Here is a 22105-nt window from a genome sequence, read left to right as displayed (position 1 = left end):
CGGTTATATTTTATATAGACTTTGTTTTGAGACTGCAAAAATACACAAAAACCTACGATTTCCATCTTTGTACAGGATAAAAATCGAAAGAAAAACGTTTCGGCGTGTTCATTCAAACATCTAATTGTTTTAGTGAACACGCCGAAACGTTTTTAAAAAAGACCGGGCCTTCTGCAATATTGCTCATTTTGCAGTTGATTATTGGATGCCATTATTTGTCTTAACCCGGTACAGATATAAGGAAAAGCCTTCTGAAGGAGAAAATGTCAGAGCATACAGCTCGGATGGATTGCCTGGATAGCAAGATAATTTGAAGATTTGCTTGTCTGTCTTATATCGTATCAGACCTTTTCCGTTCCAGTCGAATACGGAAATATTGTTCAGTTTGTTGGGGTCTGAGTCACCGATCAAAACACTATAGATTACATCATCGGTAGCACTCATAGCTGAAAAGCCATATTTCATGTCTTTTTCCGGAATCAGGTCGCCGGAACTGAAAGAAACCGAAGGCTCGTAAAACCGGTATACATCCGACAGTGATATGGATGAATCAGACAAGTGGAATATCTCAAGGATACCACCATATAATGTACCTGTTGCCATTTTATCTTTGGACGGAGAAAAACAGATTTAAGGAAAAAGGAATACTTTCTCCAGGTCCTTACCTTGCACAGGAAAATCATCATATGAATATATCACGGAATGTCCATCATGCAGCTGAAAACGCTTTTGCTTTTTATTTTCGGCTCCTAGCTGGCCGTCAGACAGATACAGACTGTCTGCAAAAAGCCATGCCCGGCGGACAATGCCTTTGTTGGAAGAAAAACTGACATCATCCATAAAAGAAATCTGCAAACTGTCGCTTGCTTTTTTTAGGGAATAGGTAAGCAACTTCATTTGAGACTGGTCGTATATCTGCAATTTGTCTTTATCAACCGTTAAAGATGAGGCCGTATGGACTTCACCCGGACCTTGTCCTGTCAGAACATGGCTTCCTCTGTATTGCCCGTCGCTCTTGTCGTATACATGCACCCATTTCCCTTGTGATGATGCCAGGATGTAGATATACTGGTCATCAACAGCCATGTCGCAGGCGTAGCTAATCATCAAGTCATCAGAAAGACATTCTCCTCTTATCTCTTCTTTCTCAACAAACTGCGGTTCATTATACTCCTTACCCGATGAACATGAACATAATATGATCAGTATTCCCAATAGTTTTTTCATAAGCAAATATAGATTTGTGGTTTTCCCGTATCAGTGAGGAGGTTTTTAATCTGATAGGATTAATGCTGATAATCGAAGTACCACCAATAAGTATCACCGTATTCCCGGCGCATGCGATTACGTTCTTCCGTAGGTGAAGTGAACTGTTTTTTCTTTTCTTTGTAATCCTGATAACGGGTTATCAGGAGACTGTCTACTTTCCCTGCCAGATCATCAGTCTGATAGCGGTCGGCATAAATGGCCAGGGCTTCCTTATAATAACGGGGCAAAGTGTCGGCCGGTTCGTACAGATCTTTCAGAGTGGCTGCAAATTCATTTACGTCTTTTTCCAGCAGCAAGGCTGAAAGATAATAGTCCAAAGCTGTAAACTTCCCGCTTTCCTTATAACAGATCCGCCGCAGAAAACTCAAATGATCTTCTCCGTTATACGGACGGCTTCCCAGATGCTGGTATACGGAGTCGTTTGTATAGCGAAGAACGCTTAGTGAGTCATCATCGAAAAACAGTCCTTCGGAATGATAATACTGTGGATATTCAAACAGCTTGTCTCCCATTTGGCCGGTATGTGACAGGGCAAGGGCACGGAGTGCGGTCAATGTACGGGTTGCTTCCAGTGAACGGTATCCCACTTTGACAGCCTGATTATAGTTGCGTGTCAGAAGAGCGTGTTCTGCCGATAGTTCATGATGGAATGAACGGTTGGTGTTACCTATGAAGACGGTCAGCAGACATAGGAGAAACAGGATGCCTACATTGCTGTTGACAAGACCGATCAGACTTCCTTCAACGTTTAATTCGGCGCGGAAAGTCTTGCGGAGCCAGAAAGCCGGGAGTACAAAAAGCAGGATCAGCAACGGAAGCAGCCAGTGCCATGGAGATACCGATGAGGACAGGTATACATCATGGCTGATATCCGTCAGCGCCCACAGAATGAAGAAAGAAGGCAGGTAAGACAAGGTGCGTACCTTTCCTTTCAGTCCCAGCAGACTGTTGATTCCCCATCTTAACAGGATCAGGATCAGTGTGATGACCAGTGCGCTGGCCATCGGAGCGAAATGTGTCCGTCCCTGGGCAAGCGAGTAATGAAGTGCTTCCAGAGAATCGCGTTGGAACACATAAAGATAGACAAAGCTGAAAATAGCAAACAGAAGACCGCACCCCACGGTCAGGATGCGGGCGGTCTTCTGATAGATTATATGTGCATATTCATTCATGAATCAGGATTTCACTCTTTTCAATACCACGGCAGAGCGGGCCGGGATATATAGTTTCAACCATTCCTTCTTATCTTTGGCATAGAGCGGATCGGCACAGGTGAAATGGCGTATGGTGTCGTCCGTATTACCAAATCCTCCGAAGGCTTTGTTGTCGGTATTCAGTACCACGTCGTATGCTCCCCGCGGTACCAGGAAACCGTAATCGGTAAATGACTGGGTTGGATGGAAATTGAAGACAAAGATCAAGTCTTTGCGGCGGTATGCCAGGATCTGGTCACCGTCGTTATGCCAGATTTCCACCACGTCACTTTTCTGGATATTTTTGACGCTTTCCAGCAGATGAACCATTGCTGAATCGAAGTCGCCCAGCCAGTGATAACATAATTCTTTGTTGTCCACCAGGTTCCACTGACGGCGTGCGTATTTGTAAGACCATCCGTTTCCTTCGCGCGGGAAGTCAATCCATTCCGGATGACCGAATTCGTTACCCATAAAGTTCAGATAACCGCCATTGATGGTAGAAGCAGTCAGCAGTCTGATCATCTTGTGAAGGGCAATACCGCGGTGAACGACATCATTTTCATCTCCCTTCTTGAAGTGCCAGTACATGTCGGCGTCAATCAGACGGAAGATAATGGTTTTGTCTCCCACAAGTGCCTGGTCATGGCTTTCGCAGTAGGAAATAGTCTTTTCATCCTTGCGGCGGTTGGTTACTTCCCAGAACAGGCTTGACGGTTTCCAGTCTTCATCCCGTCTTTCTTTGATGATCTTGATCCAATAGTCCGGAATATTCATGGCCATACGGTAATCGAATCCGTAACCTCCGTCAAGGAACGGAGCTGCCAGTCCCGGCATACCGGAAACTTCTTCTGCGATGGTGATGGCACGCGGATTAACTGCATGAATCAGCTTGTTGGCCAGAGTCAGGTAGCAGATTGCATTGTCGTCCTGATGACCATTGAAATAATCACCATAGTTGCAGAATGCCTCTCCCAGTCCGTGGCTGTAATAAAGCATGGAAGTTACACCGTCAAAACGGAAGCCGTCGAAATGGAATTCTTCCAGCCAGTATTTGCAGTTGGACAACAGGAAGTGTATGACTTCATTCTTTCCGTAGTCGAAACAGAGAGAATCCCATGCCGGATGTTCGCGGCGGTCACCCTGATAGAAGTACTGGCAGGGATCGCCGGCAAAGTTGCCCAGACCTTCCACTTCGTTCTTTACAGCGTGTGAATGAACGATATCCATGATCACGGCAATACCCATCTGGTGAGCAGTGTCAATCAGTTGTTTCAGTTCGTCGGGGGTACCGAAGCGGGATGAGGGTGCGAAAAAGCTGGAGACATGGTAACCGAAACTTCCGTAATAGGGATGTTCCTGGATAGCCATGATCTGAATGCAGTTATATCCGTCCTGAGCGATACGGGGAAGGATATTTTCGCGGAATTCATTGTAGGTACCCACTTTTTCTGCATCCTGCGACATGCCGATGTGGCATTCGTAAATCATCAGCGGAGCGACATTGGGTACAAATACTTTTTTCTTGAATTTATAGGGTTTGGCCGGTTCCCATACCTGAGCACTGAAAATCTTAGTCTGCTCGTCCTGTACGACACGGTTTGCCCATGCAGGGATACGTTCTCCCTCTCCTCCTTTCCAGTAAACTTTCAGTTTGTAGAGTTGCAGGTGCTTTATGGCTTTGGCGGGAAGGGTAATTTCCCAGTTTCCGCTGTTGCGCAGACGTTTCAGCTTGAATGCCGGTTCTTCTTTCCAGTCGTTGAAGTCACCGATCAGGTAAATAGCTGTAGCGTTGGGCGCCCATTCGCGGAAAACCCATCCTTTGTCCGTACGATGCAGACCATAGTATAGATGGCCTGTTGCAAAGTCAGACAAGGTCTTTTTCCCGGTCAGTTCTTTTTCTTTTTCAATAGCATGTTGGTGGCGGCCGTTTATGGCATCAGCGTACGGCTCCAGCCAAGGATCGTTTTTGATAATCTTCAATACTTCATCCATAGTATCAGTAAATTTTAGAGAATGTACACAAACATACAAAATAAATCGGATAAATTGGTATAAAAACGTGAAGTTTTTACTTCCCTTCAATAATATCTAACAAAAACGGATGAATTTTACCATTGCTTGCCAGTACTTCCCTGCCCGAATAGAAAGAATCTCCTCCGTGGAAATCTGTTACTGTTCCTCCGGCATTTTGCAGGATAATCGTGCCAGCAGCAATATCCCACGGCCCGATCAATGCTTCAATGCGGGCTTCAAAACGTCCGGCAGCGACGTAACAAAGTTCGGCCGCGGCTGCTCCGAGCAAACGCAGGCCTGTTACATTTCCGTAACATTTTTCAACTAAACGCCGGGCTGTCGGCTTATAGGTCTCAGCATCGTATGGGAATCCGAGGGCAATGAAAGCATCGTCGAGATTGTCTACCTGCGATACATAGATTTCCTTTCCGTTCAAGTAGGAAGGAGCTCCTTTGTAAGTCCAGAAACATTCGTCACGGCAAATTTCGTATACGACTCCCAGCAGCAATTCTTCATGGTTGCGCAAGGCAATGCTGACACAATAGGGAGCATTGTTGTGGATGAAGTTGGTTGTCCCGTCCAACGGATCTACCAGCCAGCAATAAGGCTGGTCGGTAAACTGGTTTCCATGTCCTTCTTCCGCAATAAAACCTGCCTGTGGAAGCAATTCCTTCAGGCAGGTTACAATTCTTTTTTCAGATTCCTTATCTACATACGATACGTAATCGTGTGCATGTTTTTTTTCAACCGCATTACGGTTAAAGCGATTGCGTTCTTCACGGATAAATCCACCGGCCTCTATAGCCAGTGCCTTTACCTTTTCTGTCAGTTGCAATAAATCAAGTGTCATTTCTTTTCCTCCAGCAAACGTCCGTTCTTGAAAGTACCTTTGCGGATAACATTTCCGTTGCTGTCCATCTCCACAAAAGGTCCGTCTTTTTTACCCTGTTTGAAAAATCCTTCGAACCGGGTACCGTCTTTGGTCAGCAGGGTACCCTCTCCGTCTTCTCTTCCACGGGAGAAATGTCCGGTATAAACAGATCCGTCCGTAGTGCGCAATGTGCCTTCGCCTTCGGCCATGTTGTTTTTCCACTGGCCTTCATATTCATCTCCGTTGGCCCATTTGTAATGTCCCTGTCCGGAACGCTGGTTGTCTTTCCATTCTCCTTCATATACGGCTCCTTTAGCCCATGTGAAGGTTCCGGTTCCCTCCTGACGTCCGTTTTTGAACTGTCCTACGTATTTATCCCCGTTGGGGTAAGTATAGATTCCTTCACCGGTCCGTTCTCCTTCGGCATAGTCACCTTCGTAACATTCTCCGTTCTGGAAATGATAGATTCCTTTGCCGTGCTGTACGTCGTGCGACCAGTCACCTACGTATTTATCGCCGTTGGTGTAGTGGAAGGTACCTTTTCCGTGGCGTGCGCCGTCTTTCCATTCTCCTTCATATTTGGAGCCGTCTTCCCAGGTCATCACTCCTTTGCCGTTTTTCAGGTCGTTTTTCCATTCACCTTCATAGCGTGCTCCTCCTTTCCAGGTATAAGTACCTTTTCCGTTTCGTTTGTCCCGGTGCCAGGTTCCCACATAAAGGTCACCATTATAATAATACATGGTTCCTTCTCCCTCCTGAAAATCAGCATACCACATACCTTCGTAACGGTTGTTATTCATGAAGTAATATGTGCCTTGTCCGTGTTGCTGGTCCTGATACCACTCTCCCACGTACTTTTCTCCGTCGCTGAAAAGGTAGGTTCCCTGTCCCTGCCGTTTTCCTTTGACGTATTCTCCTTCATAGGAGTCTCCGTTGAGAAAGACGGTTCTTCCTTTTCCGTTAGGACGGCGTCCTTTTAATTCTCCAGTATATTCGGAGCCGTCTTTAAACTTGTAATACCCGATGGACAACTGGGCCGAAGCCGAAGCACTTCCCAATGTCATCAGTGCCAATAATAGATAAGTATATTTTTTCATTCTGTTTGTCTGTATTTCGATTTTTGACATTTCTGTTCAAAAATACTTCTTTTACCGGTTCCCCCTTGTTTTCAATTACATTTTTTTACCGGCTATGACCTCTATTAAGTTTTCTTTGCAGAAATGCTTACAGGCAAGGGTGCGTATTTCTTCTTCGTTTATATCGCGTATGGCTTCCACTGCACGGTCAAAGAACTGCTCGTCCAGCCCCGCCGTCTCGATAAAGATCCAGGCATCAGCCAGCGAAAATGCACTCTCATACGAGCGGCACATGTCACCCAGCATATAGTTGCGTACCATCTCCAGTTCCTCTTTCGGTACCCGTTCTTCACACAGGCGGTCCATTTCATGGTATACTTCCTTGATCAGCGGTTCGATGTATTCATTGGCGGCTTCAGTGCTGATCACAAAGATTCCTGTGTCCGGATAAGAAACCACTCCTGCTCCGATTCCATAGGTATATCCTTTGTCTTCACGGATGTTTGACATCAGCCGGCTGCCGAAATAACCGCCGAACAGTGTGACTAGTATGCGGAATTTCAGATAATCCGGATGATTCCGGTCCAGAGAAAATGCTCCCATCTTAAGCGAACTCTGCAAGGCGTCTTCTTTCTCAATGAATACCCGTTTGCGTTTGTCGGTAGCAGGGAGATGACTGGCAGCAGTCGTGACGGAAGCGGTGTTGCCCCAGGCCTGGTTTCCGAAATGCTCCTCAATGCAGCGCAAGACTTCATCCGTAACTTTTCCTGAGACGTAAGCGGAGCAATTGTCCGAGTGATAATATGTCTGGTAGAAATCCTGAAGATCCTGGCTTGTAATCCGGTCATAATCTTCCTTCTCCGCATATTTCCCCAAAGGATGTGCTGTACCGAAAAGTGAACGGTTGAGTTGCTTGCGTGCCAGAACTTCGACCCGCTGGCAATTCACCAGATACTGCTGCCGGTTTACGTCAGTTACGATATTCAGTTCTTTTTCGGGGAAAGTCGGTTCCTTGATCATGGATGCCAGGATTTCTATTGTCTGAGGAAAGTATTTCCCTAGTGAATAGAGTGTTACAAATCCGTAATTCACAGACGACGACAAATCCAGCCATGCACCGTAATAGTCCAGCTTTTCTGCGATAGTTGCTGATGTCAGCGTACGGGTTCCTTCGCGGAGCATCCGGTTGGTAAACATGGCCTGAAGCGGCATCCGCTGGTTCCATTGTCCTCCATGGATCAGCAGATCGAAACGTATGACATCCTCATCTCCTACCCGAATGATACGGAGCGGCATGCCGTTACGCATCATTCTTACTTCCGGATGATCAATGGAGAAGTGTTCGATGGGGCGGATTATTGGAGGAACCGTTCTGTCCAGCATACTCATTCCTCCGTACCATGTTCCCGCAGAAAGGCTTCTGCCCGTTCCAGATCCTGCGGAGTATCGATACCAATTGTTTCTACCTCACTGATTCCGACTTTGATCGTATATCCGTTTTCCAGCCATCGCAATTGTTCCAGCGATTCTGCCAGTTCCAGAGAAGACTGGGGTAAAGCGGTAATTTCTTTCAAGACGGCGGCACGGTAAGCATACAGGCCGATGTGCTTGTAATAGGTATGTCCTGCAAGCCATTCCTTTTTGTCGCGGTTGCGCTGGTAAGGAATGATGGAGCGGCTGAAGTACAAAGCCTGCATCTGGCGGTTAACTACAACCTTCGGTGAGTTGACATTTTCCAGAGCTTCAAATCCGTCACCAGGAACAAATGGTTTTACCAGCGTAGCGATTTGTGTAGCGTCGTCATCAAAGCAGGCTTTGATAGCTTCCAGTTGTGAGCGGTGGATAAAAGGTTCATCACCCTGGATGTTGACAATGACATCACAGGAGCTGTTGACTTTACAATAAGCTTCGTAGCAACGGTCTGTTCCGCTCTTGTGATGCACGGAGGTCATAACCACTTGTCCGCCGAAATCCTTGACAACAGCTTCAATCCGTTCGTCATCGGTTGCCACCCAGACTTCGTCCAATACGCCGGCTACTTGTTCGTATACCCGTTGAATGACGGGCTTGCCTCCCAATAAAGCCAAAGGCTTGGCCGGAAAACGTGTGGAGGCATATCTTGCAGGAATAATTCCAATAAATTTCATAAATTCGCGTTTTTAATGAAACGCAAATTTACGAATAAATTTATATTTCCGTAGTAAAAGTTTCAAAAAAGGTTGGTTTGTATTCCGATAGCTTCCGGCCCGGATGGGGATCTCGCTTTTTATTCGTACCTTTGCAGAAGTAAATGACAGAACCATGAATTGCAGTCACGAATGCCTGATCTGTCTGGGCTCAAATAAAGACGGAGTTTTGCGGTTGAAGACAGCAGAATATATGCTTGAAGAGTTGTTTCCCGGTATTCACTGGGGAAGAATCCTGACAACCATACCTGAAGGGACAGATTTTCCTGCCCTTTATATGAATCGGGCTGCCCGTCTGTATACGGCAATGTCTCCTGAAGTTTTACAGGATTGCCTGAAAGACATAGAACGGCGGAATGGCCGTACCCCGGATGACAAGCAACGGGGAATTGTAGCATTGGATATTGATCTGCTGACATACGATGGACGCATTCTGCGCCCAAAGGACTGGGATAAACATTATGTACAGCAGGCTTTAGAGGCTTTATAACAGTTTTACATATCCCAGGCGGGTATACCTTACCCCTCTTCCTTCATAATGGGACATGACCCGGGCCGTTTTCAGGTGAAGTGTCTCCTGTGCTTCAATTTTTCGGCTGTGGCAACTCAGAATATTAGGACTCAGGCTTCTGCCTGCTGCTTTTATCAGGAAGGTAAAGCGGTTACCGTCGCGGTCTGCAGCCAGGACATTCTGGTCTACATAGAAATCTGCTTTATAGGAATCTGTCTGGAGCCGTACATTGAGTACGGTCAGATATAAGTCTTTTAACTGTTCTCCTGTTTTGCCGACAAATTTACTTACCGAAGAAATATGCCGTTTCTGGACGGTCAGCTCAAAATGGACAATGGCAAAGTCCTTGGCCAAAGCAATCAGTTTGTCATACCGGTGGTTATTGGGAGTAAACTTGTTAGCCAGCCAGAGTACATAAGATGGTTCTACATAATAAATTTCAGCCAGGTGTTTTCCCCGGTATTTACCGAAAGCAATAATGTCATCCGTTTGTCCGTAATTTGCTTCAAAAAGAGCATTGTCTGCCAGATCAAGCATAACATTACAGTTCTGAAGCATTCGGAAGGCCCGTTCAAGTGCAGCATCCAGTGTAACGGCCAGCGTCCGGACCAGCAGAGGACGGTGATCATTGGCAAAGATACGCCACAATGCGTAATACGGCCGGTAAGTTGTGGCTATGCTGATGGTATAAGTACCTTCGGCCGAGGTTCGTCCCTGATTGAAAGTCTCTACTTGCCGGATCAGGTTTTCCGCAGGTGCGGGATTCAGCTGATACATTTTCAGAACCGTTTCCATGATTCCCTCCTTTTTCAAGGCAAGATAAGTAAAAAAAAGGAAATATCCAAATTGACGGCTTTCTGTTTGCCGGCAAAAAGAAAGTCCGTCCAGATCACGTCTCCTTTTCAGAAGATCGTGTCCAGACGGACCATCTTGTTTATCAGCTGATTATCTTTATTGGAAGAATATATCATCCAGCTTGCTGGAATTCTCTTCTTCTATTTCGGTCAGTTTGTCTTTACAGGGATCGAAGTCCTCCGGTATTTCAAAGACATCCTGTTCTGAATACCCCAGAGTTTTGTCTGCAAAGACTTTCTGCATGTAAAGTCCCCAGATCGGCAGAGCTATGGCTGCACCTTGTCCGTCCCTCATCCGGTCGAAGTGGATATCACGTTCTTCACCACCTACCCAGCATCCGGAAACCAGTGTCGGAGTGAATCCCATGAACCATCCGTCAGAGTTTCGGTTGGTTGTACCGGTCTTTCCACCCATATCGGCCTTGATGCCATAGAGTCGGCGGACACGGTTACCGGTACCTTCGTTGATGACAGCTCTCAGCATAACCAGCATCTTGTAGGCACTTGTTTCGCTGATTACTTCTTCCACCTGCGGAGTGAATGTTGCCAGAACATTGCCTTCGTTGTCTTCAATTCGTGAGACAAAGAGAGGAGCTGTACGGATACCCCGGTTGGCAAATACCGTATAGGCACTGACCATTTCACCTACAGAGATTTCACAGGGACCCAGACACAGGGAGATGGTAGGCTGGATATCTTTGTTCAGTACCCCAAAGGAGTGGATCAGACGTACCAGTGCGTATGGATTCAGCTTGCTCATCAAATAGGCAGAGATCCAGTTGTTGGAGTTTGCCAGACCCCATTTCAGGGTTACGATCTCACCGTAGTGTGATTTGGAGCTGTTACGCGGTGACCAGGGAATTCCGTTTTCATCAAAATAGGTTCCTTCTACGTTTCTTACTTCATCGCAGGGAGAGAATCCGTTCTCCATGGCCAGTGAATAGAGGAATGGCTTGATTGTAGATCCAATCTGGCGCCGTCCCACCATGGCCATGTCATACTGGAAGTAGTTGTAGTTCGGACCACCTACGTATGCTTTCACATAGCCGGTCACAGGATCCATGGACATAAATCCGGTACGCAGGAAGTGCTTGTAGTATTTGATGGAATCCAGTGGAGTCATGATCGTATCCTTCTCTCCTGCCCACGAGAATACAGACATTTCGTGTGGAGTATTGAAAGCCTTCATGATTTCAGATTCTGAACAGCCGGCTTCTTTCATGGTCCGGTAACGGTCACTTTGATGGACAGAACGGTTCAGAATAGTCTGTACTTCTTCCGGAGTCAGTTCACTTGTGTAAGGAGCAGTTTTCCGTCCTTTCTTTTCCTTAAAGAAACGGGGCTGCAGATACTGGGCAATATGCTGGTAAACCGCTTCTTCCGCATATTTCTGCATGCGTGAATTGATGGTTGTGTAAATCTTCAGTCCGTCTGTGTAAAGATTATAGTTCGTGCCGTCCTTTTTCTTATTCTTCGCACACCATCCGTACAGAGGATCAGTTTCCCAGGCCAATGAATCTTCATAATACTTCTGCATCTGCCATCCGCGATAACTTTTGCGATTAGGTTTGCGGGCACTCATCCGGGTACGCAGATATTCACGGAAGTAGGTTGCCAGACCATCCTTATGATCTACGGGCTGAAACTTCAGGACCAGTGGCAATGCCTGTAAGGAATCGCATTCTGCCTGTGTCAGGAATCCGGCTTTCCGCATCTGATCCAATACTGTATTTCTACGTCCGCGGGATCTTTCATTGAATCGGCGCGGGTTGTAGAGTGACGGATTCTTACACATACCGATCAGTGTAGCAGCTTCTTCGATCGACAGATTTTTCGGGTCTTTTGAGAAATAAGTCTTGGCAGCTGTCTTGATACCGACCGCATTGTTGAGGAAATCAAACTTGTTGAGGTACATAGTAAGGATTTCTTCTTTTGTATAGTACCGTTCCAGTTTGACAGCGATCACCCATTCGATAGGCTTTTGCAATAAGCGTTCCATGACGTTATCGGCCGTCGGTGAATAGAACTGCTTAGCCAGCTGCTGTGTGATGGTACTACCTCCACCTGCATGTTTCTGCATCAGGATTCCACGTTTGACTACGGCTCGCATGAAAGCACGGGCATCAATACCGGAATGTTCGCTGAAACGGACGTCCTCTGTAGCTACCAGGGCATGTACCAGATGGGGTGAGAGATCCTCATATCCTACATATACTCGATTTTCTTTACTTAATGACCAGGTTCCCAGCAATTGTCCGTCATCGGAAATAATTTGCGTGGCAAATTTCAGATTAGGGTTTTCCAGTTCTTCTACTGGAGGCACATAGCCGATTTTACCTTTTGCAATGGCTGTAAATACGGCCGCTACTCCTGCCATGGACAAGAGTAGCAAGGCCCATAATACATATATAAATGTCTTTCTCATAATGAAAAATAAGTTCTGTTCTGTGTTTAAGTTGCAAAAGTAGAGAAATTTTCCGGATTTACATCGAAAAAGAACACAGATTGATGCTGACAGACTTATTTATTCATGTTCAGACATGTGAGAATCTGCATATTATTGTATCTTGAGGGGGCAGTAGCAAAGCCGTGTTGAGTAAAATCAACCCACGATCTGGCGCTCAATTTCCTCAAAACGGGGGAAAAGCAGATTGTTTTCCAGGTGGATATGTTCAAACAGTGCATCTACAAACGCTTCCAGTTCCTGCATCAGCAGCCGGTAGCTGGCACATCCATCCTGCGGAACAGAAAAATGATCTGTCAGCTGGATGATGTGAAGGTAGCGGTTGCCCTCTCCTTCATGTTCCATTCTCATCACCCGGATCGGATTGGCAATGGTTCCGCAATGCATGGGTTCCATACGTTGTCCCTGTTCCTGTGCTGAGTACAGATCGTATAAATAAGGGAAAAGCACGTTCTCTTCCTTTTGCAGGTGCATCTCCAGATCATTGAGCGATTCGCTGACCAGCAGTTTCAGTTCGTGCAGTTCCGGATGTGCTTCTCCATGTACCCGTTCTACCTTTTCCAGCAGGGTCAGCAGTTCCGGGCCATTTTTGCGAATACCCCGGTGATGGATCTTCAGAATGTAGTCCATCAGCAGGTCCAGCGGCCACGATGAGAATGGAATCCGTCCTTCCCCATTTTCTTTCTGCTGCTTCAGGGCCTGCATCACTTCTTCCGGAGCCAGCTTCAGGCTGGCACAGGCTGTTTCAAGTGTCACTTCTCCATGGCAGCAGAAGTCAATGCCATATTTTTTGAACACCTTGGCTGCAGCAAAATCCTCAGCTACAATTTCTCCTACACTCGTATCTTTCCAGTCAGTCGTTTTCATATCTTTCTATTATTTTGATTACGCTGCAAAGTTACTGCCCAGCCTTTGCAAAGTTTGTCACATAGGTTACATCAGAAATTAATGAAAGTTAAAAGCCGGTTTTGCCGCAGAAATCTTACTTCCCCATTTCCAATACAAGTTTTCCACCCTTCAGCACGTCTTTCTGGTGAATTTTGAATCCCTTTACCTTTTTCCCGTTCAGATACATGGAACGGATGTACTTGTTTTCCTTTGAGGCATTCCGTGCTTCAATGACGAACCTTTTGCCCCTTCCGTATTTGTTACCCAGATTCAGGGTGATCTTTGGATAACGGGGAGATCCCAGTTCATAGACAGGTGTCTGACTGCATCCGCCGTCCATCTGGAAAAGTCCGATAGCACTCATGACAAACCAGCTGCTCATCTGTCCCAGATCTTCATCACCCGGGTATGCATCGTAAGGAGTTGTCCCATAATATTGTTCCTGAATAGCACGAACCCATTTTTGAGTCAGATGAGGAGCTCCTGCCCAATTGAAGAGATAAGCTACCTCCATGGAAGTTTCATTGCCATGATTGATGGGATAGTTCGCAAAATCATCGCCTGACGCATTGAAATTCGCGAAAGAGGATTTTTGCATGGCACTGTCCAGGCGTGAAACGAAGCGGTTCCGTCCCATCAGTGCAATCAGCTTTTCGGGAGTATGCGGTACAAACCACGTATAGTTAAAGGCATTCCCTTCTGTAAATCCCGGCGTATGATAAGGGTCAAAAGGAGAAATCCAATTGCCATCCTTATCTTTAGGGCGGATAAACCCAGTTTCTGTGTCGAACAGATTAGTCCAGTTTGCCGAGCGTTTCAGGAAATAATTATAGTCATCGGTATGTCCCAGATGGTTCGCCATCTGAGCCAGGCACCAGTCATCATAAGCATATTCCATGGTATTGGAAGGACGTCCCATACCTTGGGGTATATATCCGTATTTCATGTAAGGAACAAGCTCTTCAACACCTACGGTACCTCCTCCGTCATATTGTTGCGGAGGGGTTAAAAGCATTTTCTTCAATCCTTCATAGGCTGTGTTCAGATCAAAATCACGGACGCCACTTTGCCAGGCTCCCCAGATTTGAGAGGCAACATGCATGGCTACCATGACACCGGTATGTTCGATGCCTGCCGGATCTGTATTAAACCATCCGCTGTTCTTATACAGAGTGATTGCCGAGCGTGCCCATTTGCTGGAGATTTCAGGAGCCAACAGATTGAATAATTGCTGGTTGTCCCAAAACGTGTTCCAGTATTCACCGCTGATAATACGGTCACCAGGCGATTCCAGCTGACAGATCTGTTCCCGTTCGTCACGGAAACGGCCGTCCCAGTCACTCCAGGAGGCCTTTGCTGCATACGCACGGTAAAGATTGGAGTAAAATTTCTTTTGCTGCAGATAGTCATCTGTTTCGATTTCCACGCGCTGCAGGTAGTCGTTCCATTGGGTGCGGGCATTGCGGGCCACCTCGTCCAGATCCCATCCGAAAGGCTCTGCTAATTCTTTCTGAAGATTATTGCGTGCACCGGCAATATCTACGAGTGAAACACCTGTACGTACTTTCACTGTCGATTCTCCGGATTCCTCAGGAAAACTCAGGAAGAAACCTACATCTCCTTTCCCGTGAATTTCGTGAATGTCCTGCATGATTTTAGGGGCAGTCTCAAATTCATGGGTAGAATACCAGGCTCCCTGATATTCCTGAGCAGCTTTTATCTGATCGTTTACCCATCCTCCCATTGAAGTGAAAGGCTTGTCGAACTGCATCACAAAATGAATGGTGTAATACTGTTCTGCCGAATATCCGGTATATGCTCCGAAATAAGTTGCATATCCTTCAATCTCTGTATCACTGACTTTCACTACATGAGCATCCTGCAGGTTGTGGAGATATTCACTGGGAGCATACAGGTCAACCAGTATCCGGCCGTCTTTGCAATTAGAAGGGAACGTATAAGCTTGTATGGAAGCACGGTCTGTGGCTGATAGTTCTGCTTTTATCTGGGTGTCAGTCATGAATACCGAATATTTCCCTACTTCTGCTTTTTCCGTTGATTTGTCGATTCTGGAACGATAGCCTGCGTCCGGATTGTCTGCTGGTCCCGGGTTGACTTGCAGCTTGCCGCAGGTGGGCTGCATCAGGAATCCGTCAATGGTCCAGTCGCAGAAGTGATTGAATCCGGAAATATTTTCAATGGTATATTCATAGCCGGCTTTCCAGGTTTCGTCTTCATTGTCCGGAGCTATTTGTACCATCCCCAGCGGAAGTGATATGCTGGGCTTGTACATCCATCGGGAGTTGCCGGTTCCCATCAACAAGTCTACATCGTCGGCATAAGTATGTAGAGGTTGGGGAGCCAACCGGACAGTACCTCGATAAACCAGCTGATTTCCGTCGTGTATCGTAAACACTTCCTCTGTTGCTTTCCGGACGGAAGGTAGCAAAATTTGCTGAATGCTGCTGCCTGTCTCTATCAGCCGCTTTTCTTTGACCGTTCCACATGTAAAGGTCAGGGTTCGGGGATGGTCATATTGCACCATGTCTACCATAACGGGTTGAAAACGGGTACCATCTTCCTGCTTGTATTCAAAACCGGCTGCTTCTACGGAAGTGATCAGCGATGAAGATATCGGCTGTACTGCTTCGTCACCAGTTCCGGTCAGCCGGATGCAGTCAAACATACACCATTTTCCTTTGACTAATCCCAGCTGAATCTGATTCATACCTTTTTTCAACCATGCTGCCGGAAAATCTATTATCCATTCTGAAGGTATGGCAGATTCCTTGCCTGTCAGGAGCTGGTCGGTAGAAGTTCCTTTCAATTTTTTCTCCAGGCGATGACCATTTATCTCCACACGTAAGACTGGAGATTCTTTGGCACTGATACCGGCAAAATAGAAAGCCAGCTGACAATTACCTTCTGCTTTCGCATGAGCCAACTGAAAATTGATAATCGGGAAATGGCGTGGGTGATATCCGGCCCAGTATCCTCCTCCACCCCAATTGTCCTTAGGACCGGGGAGTACATAAGGCCAGTTGCTTGACGGCCGGGAATAACCGACTGCAAAATGTTTGACTCCGGAAAATCCCATTAAGAAATTCTTATATTTACCTGGATACAGGGCAAATTCGGCTGCACTGTTGTCCTTGGTTCCTATTTCGAACAAAACATTGCCGGCCTGAGAGTGAGTTGTACTCAGCAGGGCAGCCATGGCTAAAAGCTTACAGATATTACCTGCCATTTCTGATTATTTTAGATTGACGTATATACTTCGTTTATTCTTTTCCCCAATTTTCATTCGGTTGGTTTCCCATCTCATAAACCAGTTCTCCACCTTTTATAACATCAGACCATTTTAGTTTGGGGGTGTTTAAAGGTTTGCCATTGAGAGTTGCCGATTGAATGTATATATTTTCTTTTGAATTATTTTTGGCTATGATCGTAAAGGTCTTGCCTTCGCCATACATCGGGTCCAGATGGATGGTAGCCTTTGGAAACAAAGGAGAAGAGAGATCGAACTCCGGATCACTGGTCACACCTCCATTCATTTCAAACAGGCCTAATGAACTCATGACAAACCAGCCTGCCATTTGTCCTTCATCTTCATCGCCTTGCCAGCCGTCGTAAGGTTCATCACCATAGTAAATATCCAATATGGCTCTTGAGTATTTCTGAGTCAGCCAGGGCTTGCCGGAGTAATTAAACAAGTATGCTGCCTGCATATTTCCTTCGTTGCCATGATTGATGTAGTATTCGAAAGCTGTTTCCTGATGACGGTCAAAAGCATGGGCTGCGAATCTGTGTTTTACAGACTTTTCAAAACCTTCTTCCAGACGTTTGTTGAATAAATCCGCTCCCATCGTTTCTACCAGCCCCTTGATGTTATGAGGAACATACCAGGTGTATTGCCATCCGTTGCCCTCTATCCATTTATATCCGCTGAAGATGTCATAATCAGCAATCCAGTTTCCGGCTGAATCTTTCGGAGTCTGCCATTTGGTTTCCTGATTAAACTGATTACGCCAGTTTTCCGAGCGTTCTATGAAATAGGCATATTCCTTGTCCTTACCCAGGGCCTTTGCCAGCTGGGCAGTACAGAAATCCGTATATGCGTAATCCAGGGTCTGACAAGCTGCGCCAGTTTCTATGGGAACATATCCTTTCTTCCTATAAGCATTCAGATTACGCTGGCCTGCATAGCCGGATCCTTCAATCCGACGGCCCTCTTCTGTGGCATTATGATATACTGCCTCCCACAGTTTGTTTACGTCATATTTCCGGATTCCTTTTTGATATGCACCGACCATCAGGGCAATTTCATGCGTTACTTCCATAATACCTGTATGTTCCAGCCCGGTGGGGCCGTTGTTGGTCCAGCCGGTCTTGTCAAAGAGTTCCAGTTGTGTCAGTACCCAGTTATTCAGGATATCGGGAGATATGAGAGCCAATAAAGGATTGAAATTCCAGAATGTATTCCAGAAAGCATCCCCTCCATACATGGGTTGTTTGTTCTGGGTCTGTTGAATATTTTCTAACGGATCACGGTATCTGCCGTCTGCATCACTCCAGGTTTGTTTGGCATAAGCCCTATAAAGATTTGTATAGAATTTTTTCTTGTCTGCTTCATCTCCTTCTACCTCGATCTTTGACAGTAATGTGTTCCATTCCTGTTTGGCTGCCTGATGTACGGCATCAAAATCCCAGCCATAGGGTTTTAATTCTGCTTCGTAGTTATTTTTGCATCCTTGCTGGTCAACCAGCGACAGGGACACCTGAACCAGAACCGATTCGTCTTTCTTGACGTCAAATTCTACAAATCCGCCGCAATCGCCATTTGATTTCCATTCTCTGATGTTTTTTTCCACCTTATCGTCTTTCCATCCGTTGAAAGTCTTGAAAGGCTTGTTGAACTTGATGTTATAATGCAGGATATAGTCTCCTGCTACACGTGTATCGGCATATCCTTCAATCTCCTGATCTGAAATCACTTTAAAATATCCTTCATGGATATCAGTGCCATACTCTGCGGGATAATTCAGGTCAAGCATGATCCGGGCATTGTCATAGTCATTGGCAAAAGTGTATTTATGGAAACCGCAGTGGTTGGTTGCGGTCAGCTCTGCCTGACAGTCTGTATCATACAGAAAGACAGAGTAATAGCCTGGTTCTCCTTTTTCTGTTTCTTTTAGAATCCTTGAATGATAACCGGCATTGGCTCCTCTGTAAGGTGACGAAGAAGAACCTTCCCAGGTAACAAGATCCTGTACGGCAGGCATGATCATCAAACCGTTCATCATCCACGCATGAATATGTGTGAAACCTTTTACGTTATTAATGGAATATTCGTATCCACCCATCCAGTGAGCGTCCTGATTGTCTGCTCCCAACTGTACCATTCCGTATGGAACAGCTGCGTATGGTCCCAGCATGGCACGTGAATTGGAAGTTCCGACAAAGATATCTACATAATCCACCGGGTCTTTCACCGGAGAGCAGCCGAACAGGGCGCTCAGGCATATCATGGAAAATAGCTTGTTCATAGAACTGTAAAAAGATTAGTGGTAACAACATTTTATTTGATAGAGAACTCGGTCAGGACAAAACCATGATCAGATCCATAGAAGAACGGTTCTCCTTCAAACTGGAACTGTTTACCCAGATAGTTGTCATAACATTGGGAGGCGGTAGCTTTGATCGTTTTTCCCTGGTAATAGATATAGTCTATCCGGTCTTGTCTGTTGGGAGTTTCCAGTGAATCGGCTGCTGTCAGCCAGGTTGTTCCGATATTTTTCACCGGATCCGGATTCACTTCTCTGAAGCTGTCAATAAATCCTGCTTCTTCCATGGATTTTGATACCGTCCAGTTGACCACTGCTCCTCCATGATTGTACAGATTTTTGGTAGCTTCCGTCCAGTCCAGATGAGAATGAATATTGAAATCTCCTCCCATGATCATAGGGATGCTGTCTGATTCTGCGATGAATGGTTTCAGGATACTGATAATTGTACGGATCTCGTCATCTCGGGTGCCGGCATCATCCCAAGCCAGTATTTCAGCCTCACTTTTTTCGGTTGGGACACATCGTGCATCGGGAAGATAATGTAGCCAGGTATCGAAAATGCGTACTTTCTTTCCATGCATCAGGATTTCAACTCCGCCGAAATTGAACGTTGAGATCTGATCGGGGAAAGTATAAGTCTTGACAATGGGATAACGGCTGTAAATGGACAGATTGCTGGAAAGCAGGCGGTGGTAATATCCCAGGGAATCTGCAACTTTATCCGAAGCTCCGTAGGTCTCGATCATCAGAATGACGTCTGCTTCACTTTTTTTCAGAACACCGATAACTCCGTCACATGCTTGTTTCCCATACTTGTTAGAGTGACCTTCATGCCAGATATTCCAGGAAAGCACTTTTAAAGTATTGTCTTTTTGAACTTCTTTTGTACAAGATGTGCCCATGAATGTAAGGGCAAAAAGGCCTAAGGTTAAAATGCATTTTTTCATCGTATTAATTTTTAGTCTGATAAATATTTAAGTTCAGGATTGTTTCCCCAGTTTTCCTGTTGTCCATAGCAAATAGACCATGCAAAGCAATAATGGCAATAATCCTGCGATTTGTCCGTACCCATCGGATAAGACTCCCATAAACGGCATGATCAGAGCTCCTCCAGAAACGCCCATAATCATCAGTGCCGAGATTTCATTGGCATGCTCCGGTTTATGTTTTAATGCGTAGGAAAACAGAATCGAAAAAACATTGGAACATGCAAGCCCGATGATTACAATCCATAGCAACAGAAGCCATAACTGGTCGCTGACCAGTAATGCAGCAAAGGCTGCAATGGCTATTATCATTCCTGACTGCATGAAAATCTTACTGTCAATCCGTGTCAGCAGCAGGGCTCCGAAAAAGGTTCCTGCCGTTCTTGATATGAAATACAGACTTGTACCCAGACCGGCTTCATTCAATGACAAACCGGTTTGTGCCATCAGTAATTTAGGTATATGAGTATTGAGACCTACATCAATTCCAACTACTGCCAGAATACCGATAAAAAGCCACAAAATGATCTTGTCTGAGAACAAGGCCAGTGCAGAACGGAAACTGGTGGTTGTTTTGACATTCTGGGGACTATCTGTGTCAATCGACAGAAGCAGCCAGATTCCTGCCAGCAGAGTGGTTCCTGCGTAGACAACAAAAATCAGTTTCCAGTTTCCCCAGTACGAAGCGGCAATACCTGCAATAACGGGACCGAGGAATGAAGATATGGCTTTGACAAATTGTCCCAAAGTCAGGATGCTGGCCATCTTTTTTTCGCTTACAACCTGAGCAATCATCGGATTCAGCGAAACCTGGAGAATGGTGTTTCCGATGCCCAACAGTGCAAATGTCAGCAAGGTAAGGTTGAAATTATAATCAATCAATGGGAGAAGCATGACTACAGCCGTTACTCCCATTGACAGCAGAACCGTATTCTTTCTTCCTAGCTTGTTCATGATCATTCCTGTGGGAATGGAACACAGGGCAAACCATAAGAAGACAAGCATAGGAATCAGATTGGCTAATGTATCCGACAGGAAGAAGTCTTTCTTGACATAGTTTGTGGCTATCCCTACTACGTCCACAAAACCCATGACAAAAAAGCCGAATAGAATCGGAAAAAGTTTCATCCATGTGATCGTGCTTTTCATATTTCCCTGATATTTAGTTAGTATGCATTTGAACTTCCAGTTTTCCTCCTTTCACGATTTCCGTAAAGGGTAAGTGTACTCCCTGAATGGGTTTGCCGTTCAGCAGATATTGGTTCACATACGCATCACTTCCCGTATTGCCGGTAGTGGTAATAACAAACTGGTCTCCGGGGTAATATTCCTTGTTTAAATGAATGGTAATCTTGTCGAACAAGGGAGCACCCAGACTGAAAGAAGGATGAATGTCTGTCAGACCTTTCACATCAAAGAGTCCCATGGATGAAATGACATACCATGCTCCAAGCTGTCCCTGATCTTCATCCTGACCATATCCGTATCCGTGTACACCATCTGTTCCATAGAATTCATTCAGGATGGCGCGTACCCATTTCTGGGTAAGCTCCGGACGGCCGGCTTCGTTAAACAGCCATGAAATATGCAGGCAGGGCTGATTGCCGTGATTGTATAAGGTTTCCAGGCCGGCAAAAGCACCTACTTCTGTTCCGCCGCTGAAAATCTTTTTCTGTGATTGGGTAAAAATACTGTCCAGACGTGCATTGAACTCTTCGGTTCCTACCTTGGCAACCAGTCCTTTTACATCATGCGGTACATAGAACGTATATTGCCAGGCATTTCCTTCCTGAAAACCACGCCATACTTCCATCGGGTTAAAGTTGTCAACAAACTTTCCGTCCGCCTTCTTCGGACGGATAAAGTTGCAGGATGTGTCATACAGACGTTCCCATCCTTTTGACAGGTTCATCAGCTTGTCATAATTCTCCGTATCTCCCAGTGATTTGGCCCATTGAGCTACGGCCCATGCACTGTAAGAATATTCCAGAGTGTGTGAAGCTGAGAACATGAAGGTTTCATGGTAACCTTCTCCCTGGTCCTGATGAGGAACGTAACCATATTTTACAAATTCTGCGGTGTTGACCTTCCCGGCACCAAACGGGCGGTCTTTTCCGTCCAGCTCATTTTTCAGGCAAGCTTCGTATGCCAGTTTCGTATCGAAATCCCGGATCCCACACTGATAGGCTCCGGCAATAATCGTGCTTAGCAAGTTGGTTCCGAC

The 22105-nt window shown here is 45.8% G+C and carries 15 protein-coding genes and 1 pseudogene; 1 reads left to right on the top strand and 15 read right to left on the bottom strand.

The features are described 5' to 3' along the window. Positions 1 to 198 precede the first annotated feature (198 nt). The 7 genes and pseudogenes from BACCOPRO_RS18515 to kdsB form a co-directional block, all read right to left on the bottom strand. Positions 199 to 1227: pseudogene (locus BACCOPRO_RS18515) on the bottom strand (BF3164 family lipoprotein). A 59-nt stretch (positions 1228 to 1286) separates the two neighbouring features. Next, positions 1287 to 2441 (bottom strand): DUF6057 family protein, encoded by a 1155-nt coding sequence (locus tag BACCOPRO_RS11295; RefSeq protein ID WP_008143750.1) that lies wholly within the window; start codon positions 2439 to 2441, stop codon positions 1287 to 1289. 3 nt (positions 2442 to 2444) lie between these two features. Continuing rightward, positions 2445 to 4457: an alpha amylase C-terminal domain-containing protein gene (locus BACCOPRO_RS11290; protein WP_008143748.1), complete on the bottom strand. Its 2013-nt coding sequence runs from the start codon at positions 4455 to 4457 to the stop codon at positions 2445 to 2447. A gap of 76 nt (positions 4458 to 4533) precedes the next feature. Then, the gene (locus tag BACCOPRO_RS11285) at positions 4534 to 5328 is read right to left on the bottom strand and encodes an inositol monophosphatase family protein (RefSeq protein WP_008143746.1); all 795 of its coding nucleotides are present in this window, start codon (positions 5326 to 5328) and stop codon (positions 4534 to 4536) included. Further along, positions 5325 to 6446 (bottom strand): MORN repeat-containing protein, encoded by a 1122-nt coding sequence (locus tag BACCOPRO_RS11280; protein WP_022276895.1) that lies wholly within the window; start codon positions 6444 to 6446, stop codon positions 5325 to 5327. The genes BACCOPRO_RS11285 and BACCOPRO_RS11280 overlap by 4 nt, the downstream gene beginning before the upstream one ends. 75 nt (positions 6447 to 6521) lie before the next feature. Next, positions 6522 to 7808 (bottom strand): M16 family metallopeptidase, encoded by a 1287-nt coding sequence (locus BACCOPRO_RS11275; RefSeq protein WP_040311453.1) that lies wholly within the window; start codon positions 7806 to 7808, stop codon positions 6522 to 6524. 2 nt (positions 7809 to 7810) lie between these two features. Further along, positions 7811 to 8572, bottom strand: a complete 762-nt coding sequence (kdsB, locus tag BACCOPRO_RS11270) for a 3-deoxy-manno-octulosonate cytidylyltransferase (protein ID WP_008143743.1) — start codon at positions 8570 to 8572, stop codon at positions 7811 to 7813. 154 nt (positions 8573 to 8726) lie between these two features. On the opposite strand from kdsB, the gene BACCOPRO_RS11265 reads away from it, so the two are divergent. Continuing rightward, positions 8727 to 9101 carry a 2-amino-4-hydroxy-6-hydroxymethyldihydropteridine diphosphokinase gene (locus BACCOPRO_RS11265; RefSeq protein WP_040311452.1) on the top strand — a complete coding sequence of 125 codons (375 nt, stop codon included), beginning with the start codon at positions 8727 to 8729 and terminating at the stop codon, positions 9099 to 9101. Here BACCOPRO_RS11265 and BACCOPRO_RS11260 read toward each other — a convergent pair. The 8 genes from BACCOPRO_RS11260 to BACCOPRO_RS11225 all read right to left on the bottom strand — a co-directional run. Beyond that, positions 9096 to 9917, bottom strand: a complete 822-nt coding sequence (locus BACCOPRO_RS11260; protein WP_008143740.1) for a hypothetical protein — start codon at positions 9915 to 9917, stop codon at positions 9096 to 9098. The genes BACCOPRO_RS11265 and BACCOPRO_RS11260 overlap by 6 nt on opposite strands. A gap of 156 nt (positions 9918 to 10073) precedes the next feature. Then, positions 10074 to 12401 carry a transglycosylase domain-containing protein gene (locus tag BACCOPRO_RS11255; RefSeq protein WP_008143739.1) on the bottom strand — a complete coding sequence of 776 codons (2328 nt, stop codon included), beginning with the start codon at positions 12399 to 12401 and terminating at the stop codon, positions 10074 to 10076. Between the two features lie 177 nt (positions 12402 to 12578). Then, positions 12579 to 13307 carry an iron-sulfur cluster repair di-iron protein gene (gene ric / locus BACCOPRO_RS11250; protein WP_008143737.1) on the bottom strand — a complete coding sequence of 243 codons (729 nt, stop codon included), beginning with the start codon at positions 13305 to 13307 and terminating at the stop codon, positions 12579 to 12581. 115 nt (positions 13308 to 13422) lie between these two features. Next, positions 13423 to 16575 (bottom strand): GH92 family glycosyl hydrolase, encoded by a 3153-nt coding sequence (locus BACCOPRO_RS11245; protein WP_008143736.1) that lies wholly within the window; start codon positions 16573 to 16575, stop codon positions 13423 to 13425. 34 nt (positions 16576 to 16609) lie between these two features. Beyond that, positions 16610 to 18874: a GH92 family glycosyl hydrolase gene (locus tag BACCOPRO_RS11240; RefSeq protein ID WP_008143735.1), complete on the bottom strand. Its 2265-nt coding sequence runs from the start codon at positions 18872 to 18874 to the stop codon at positions 16610 to 16612. Positions 18875 to 18906: 32 nt separating this feature from the next. After that, positions 18907 to 19797, bottom strand: a complete 891-nt coding sequence (locus BACCOPRO_RS11235; protein ID WP_260296885.1) for an endonuclease/exonuclease/phosphatase family protein — start codon at positions 19795 to 19797, stop codon at positions 18907 to 18909. A gap of 78 nt (positions 19798 to 19875) precedes the next feature. Continuing rightward, on the bottom strand, positions 19876 to 21030 hold the full coding sequence (locus BACCOPRO_RS11230; RefSeq protein WP_008143733.1) for an MFS transporter: 1155 nt from the start codon (positions 21028 to 21030) through the stop codon (positions 19876 to 19878). Between the two features lie 13 nt (positions 21031 to 21043). Next, on the bottom strand, positions 21044 to 22105 hold a 1062-nt coding region (locus BACCOPRO_RS11225; protein ID WP_008143732.1), incomplete at its 5' end, for a glycoside hydrolase family 92 protein.

The sequence above is a fragment of the Phocaeicola coprophilus DSM 18228 = JCM 13818 genome, from assembly GCF_000157915.1.
GTDB lineage: Bacteria > Bacteroidota > Bacteroidia > Bacteroidales > Bacteroidaceae > Phocaeicola > Phocaeicola coprophilus.
Note: the sequence above shows the minus strand (reverse complement) of the source record. Positions and strands in the feature narration are given on the sequence as shown.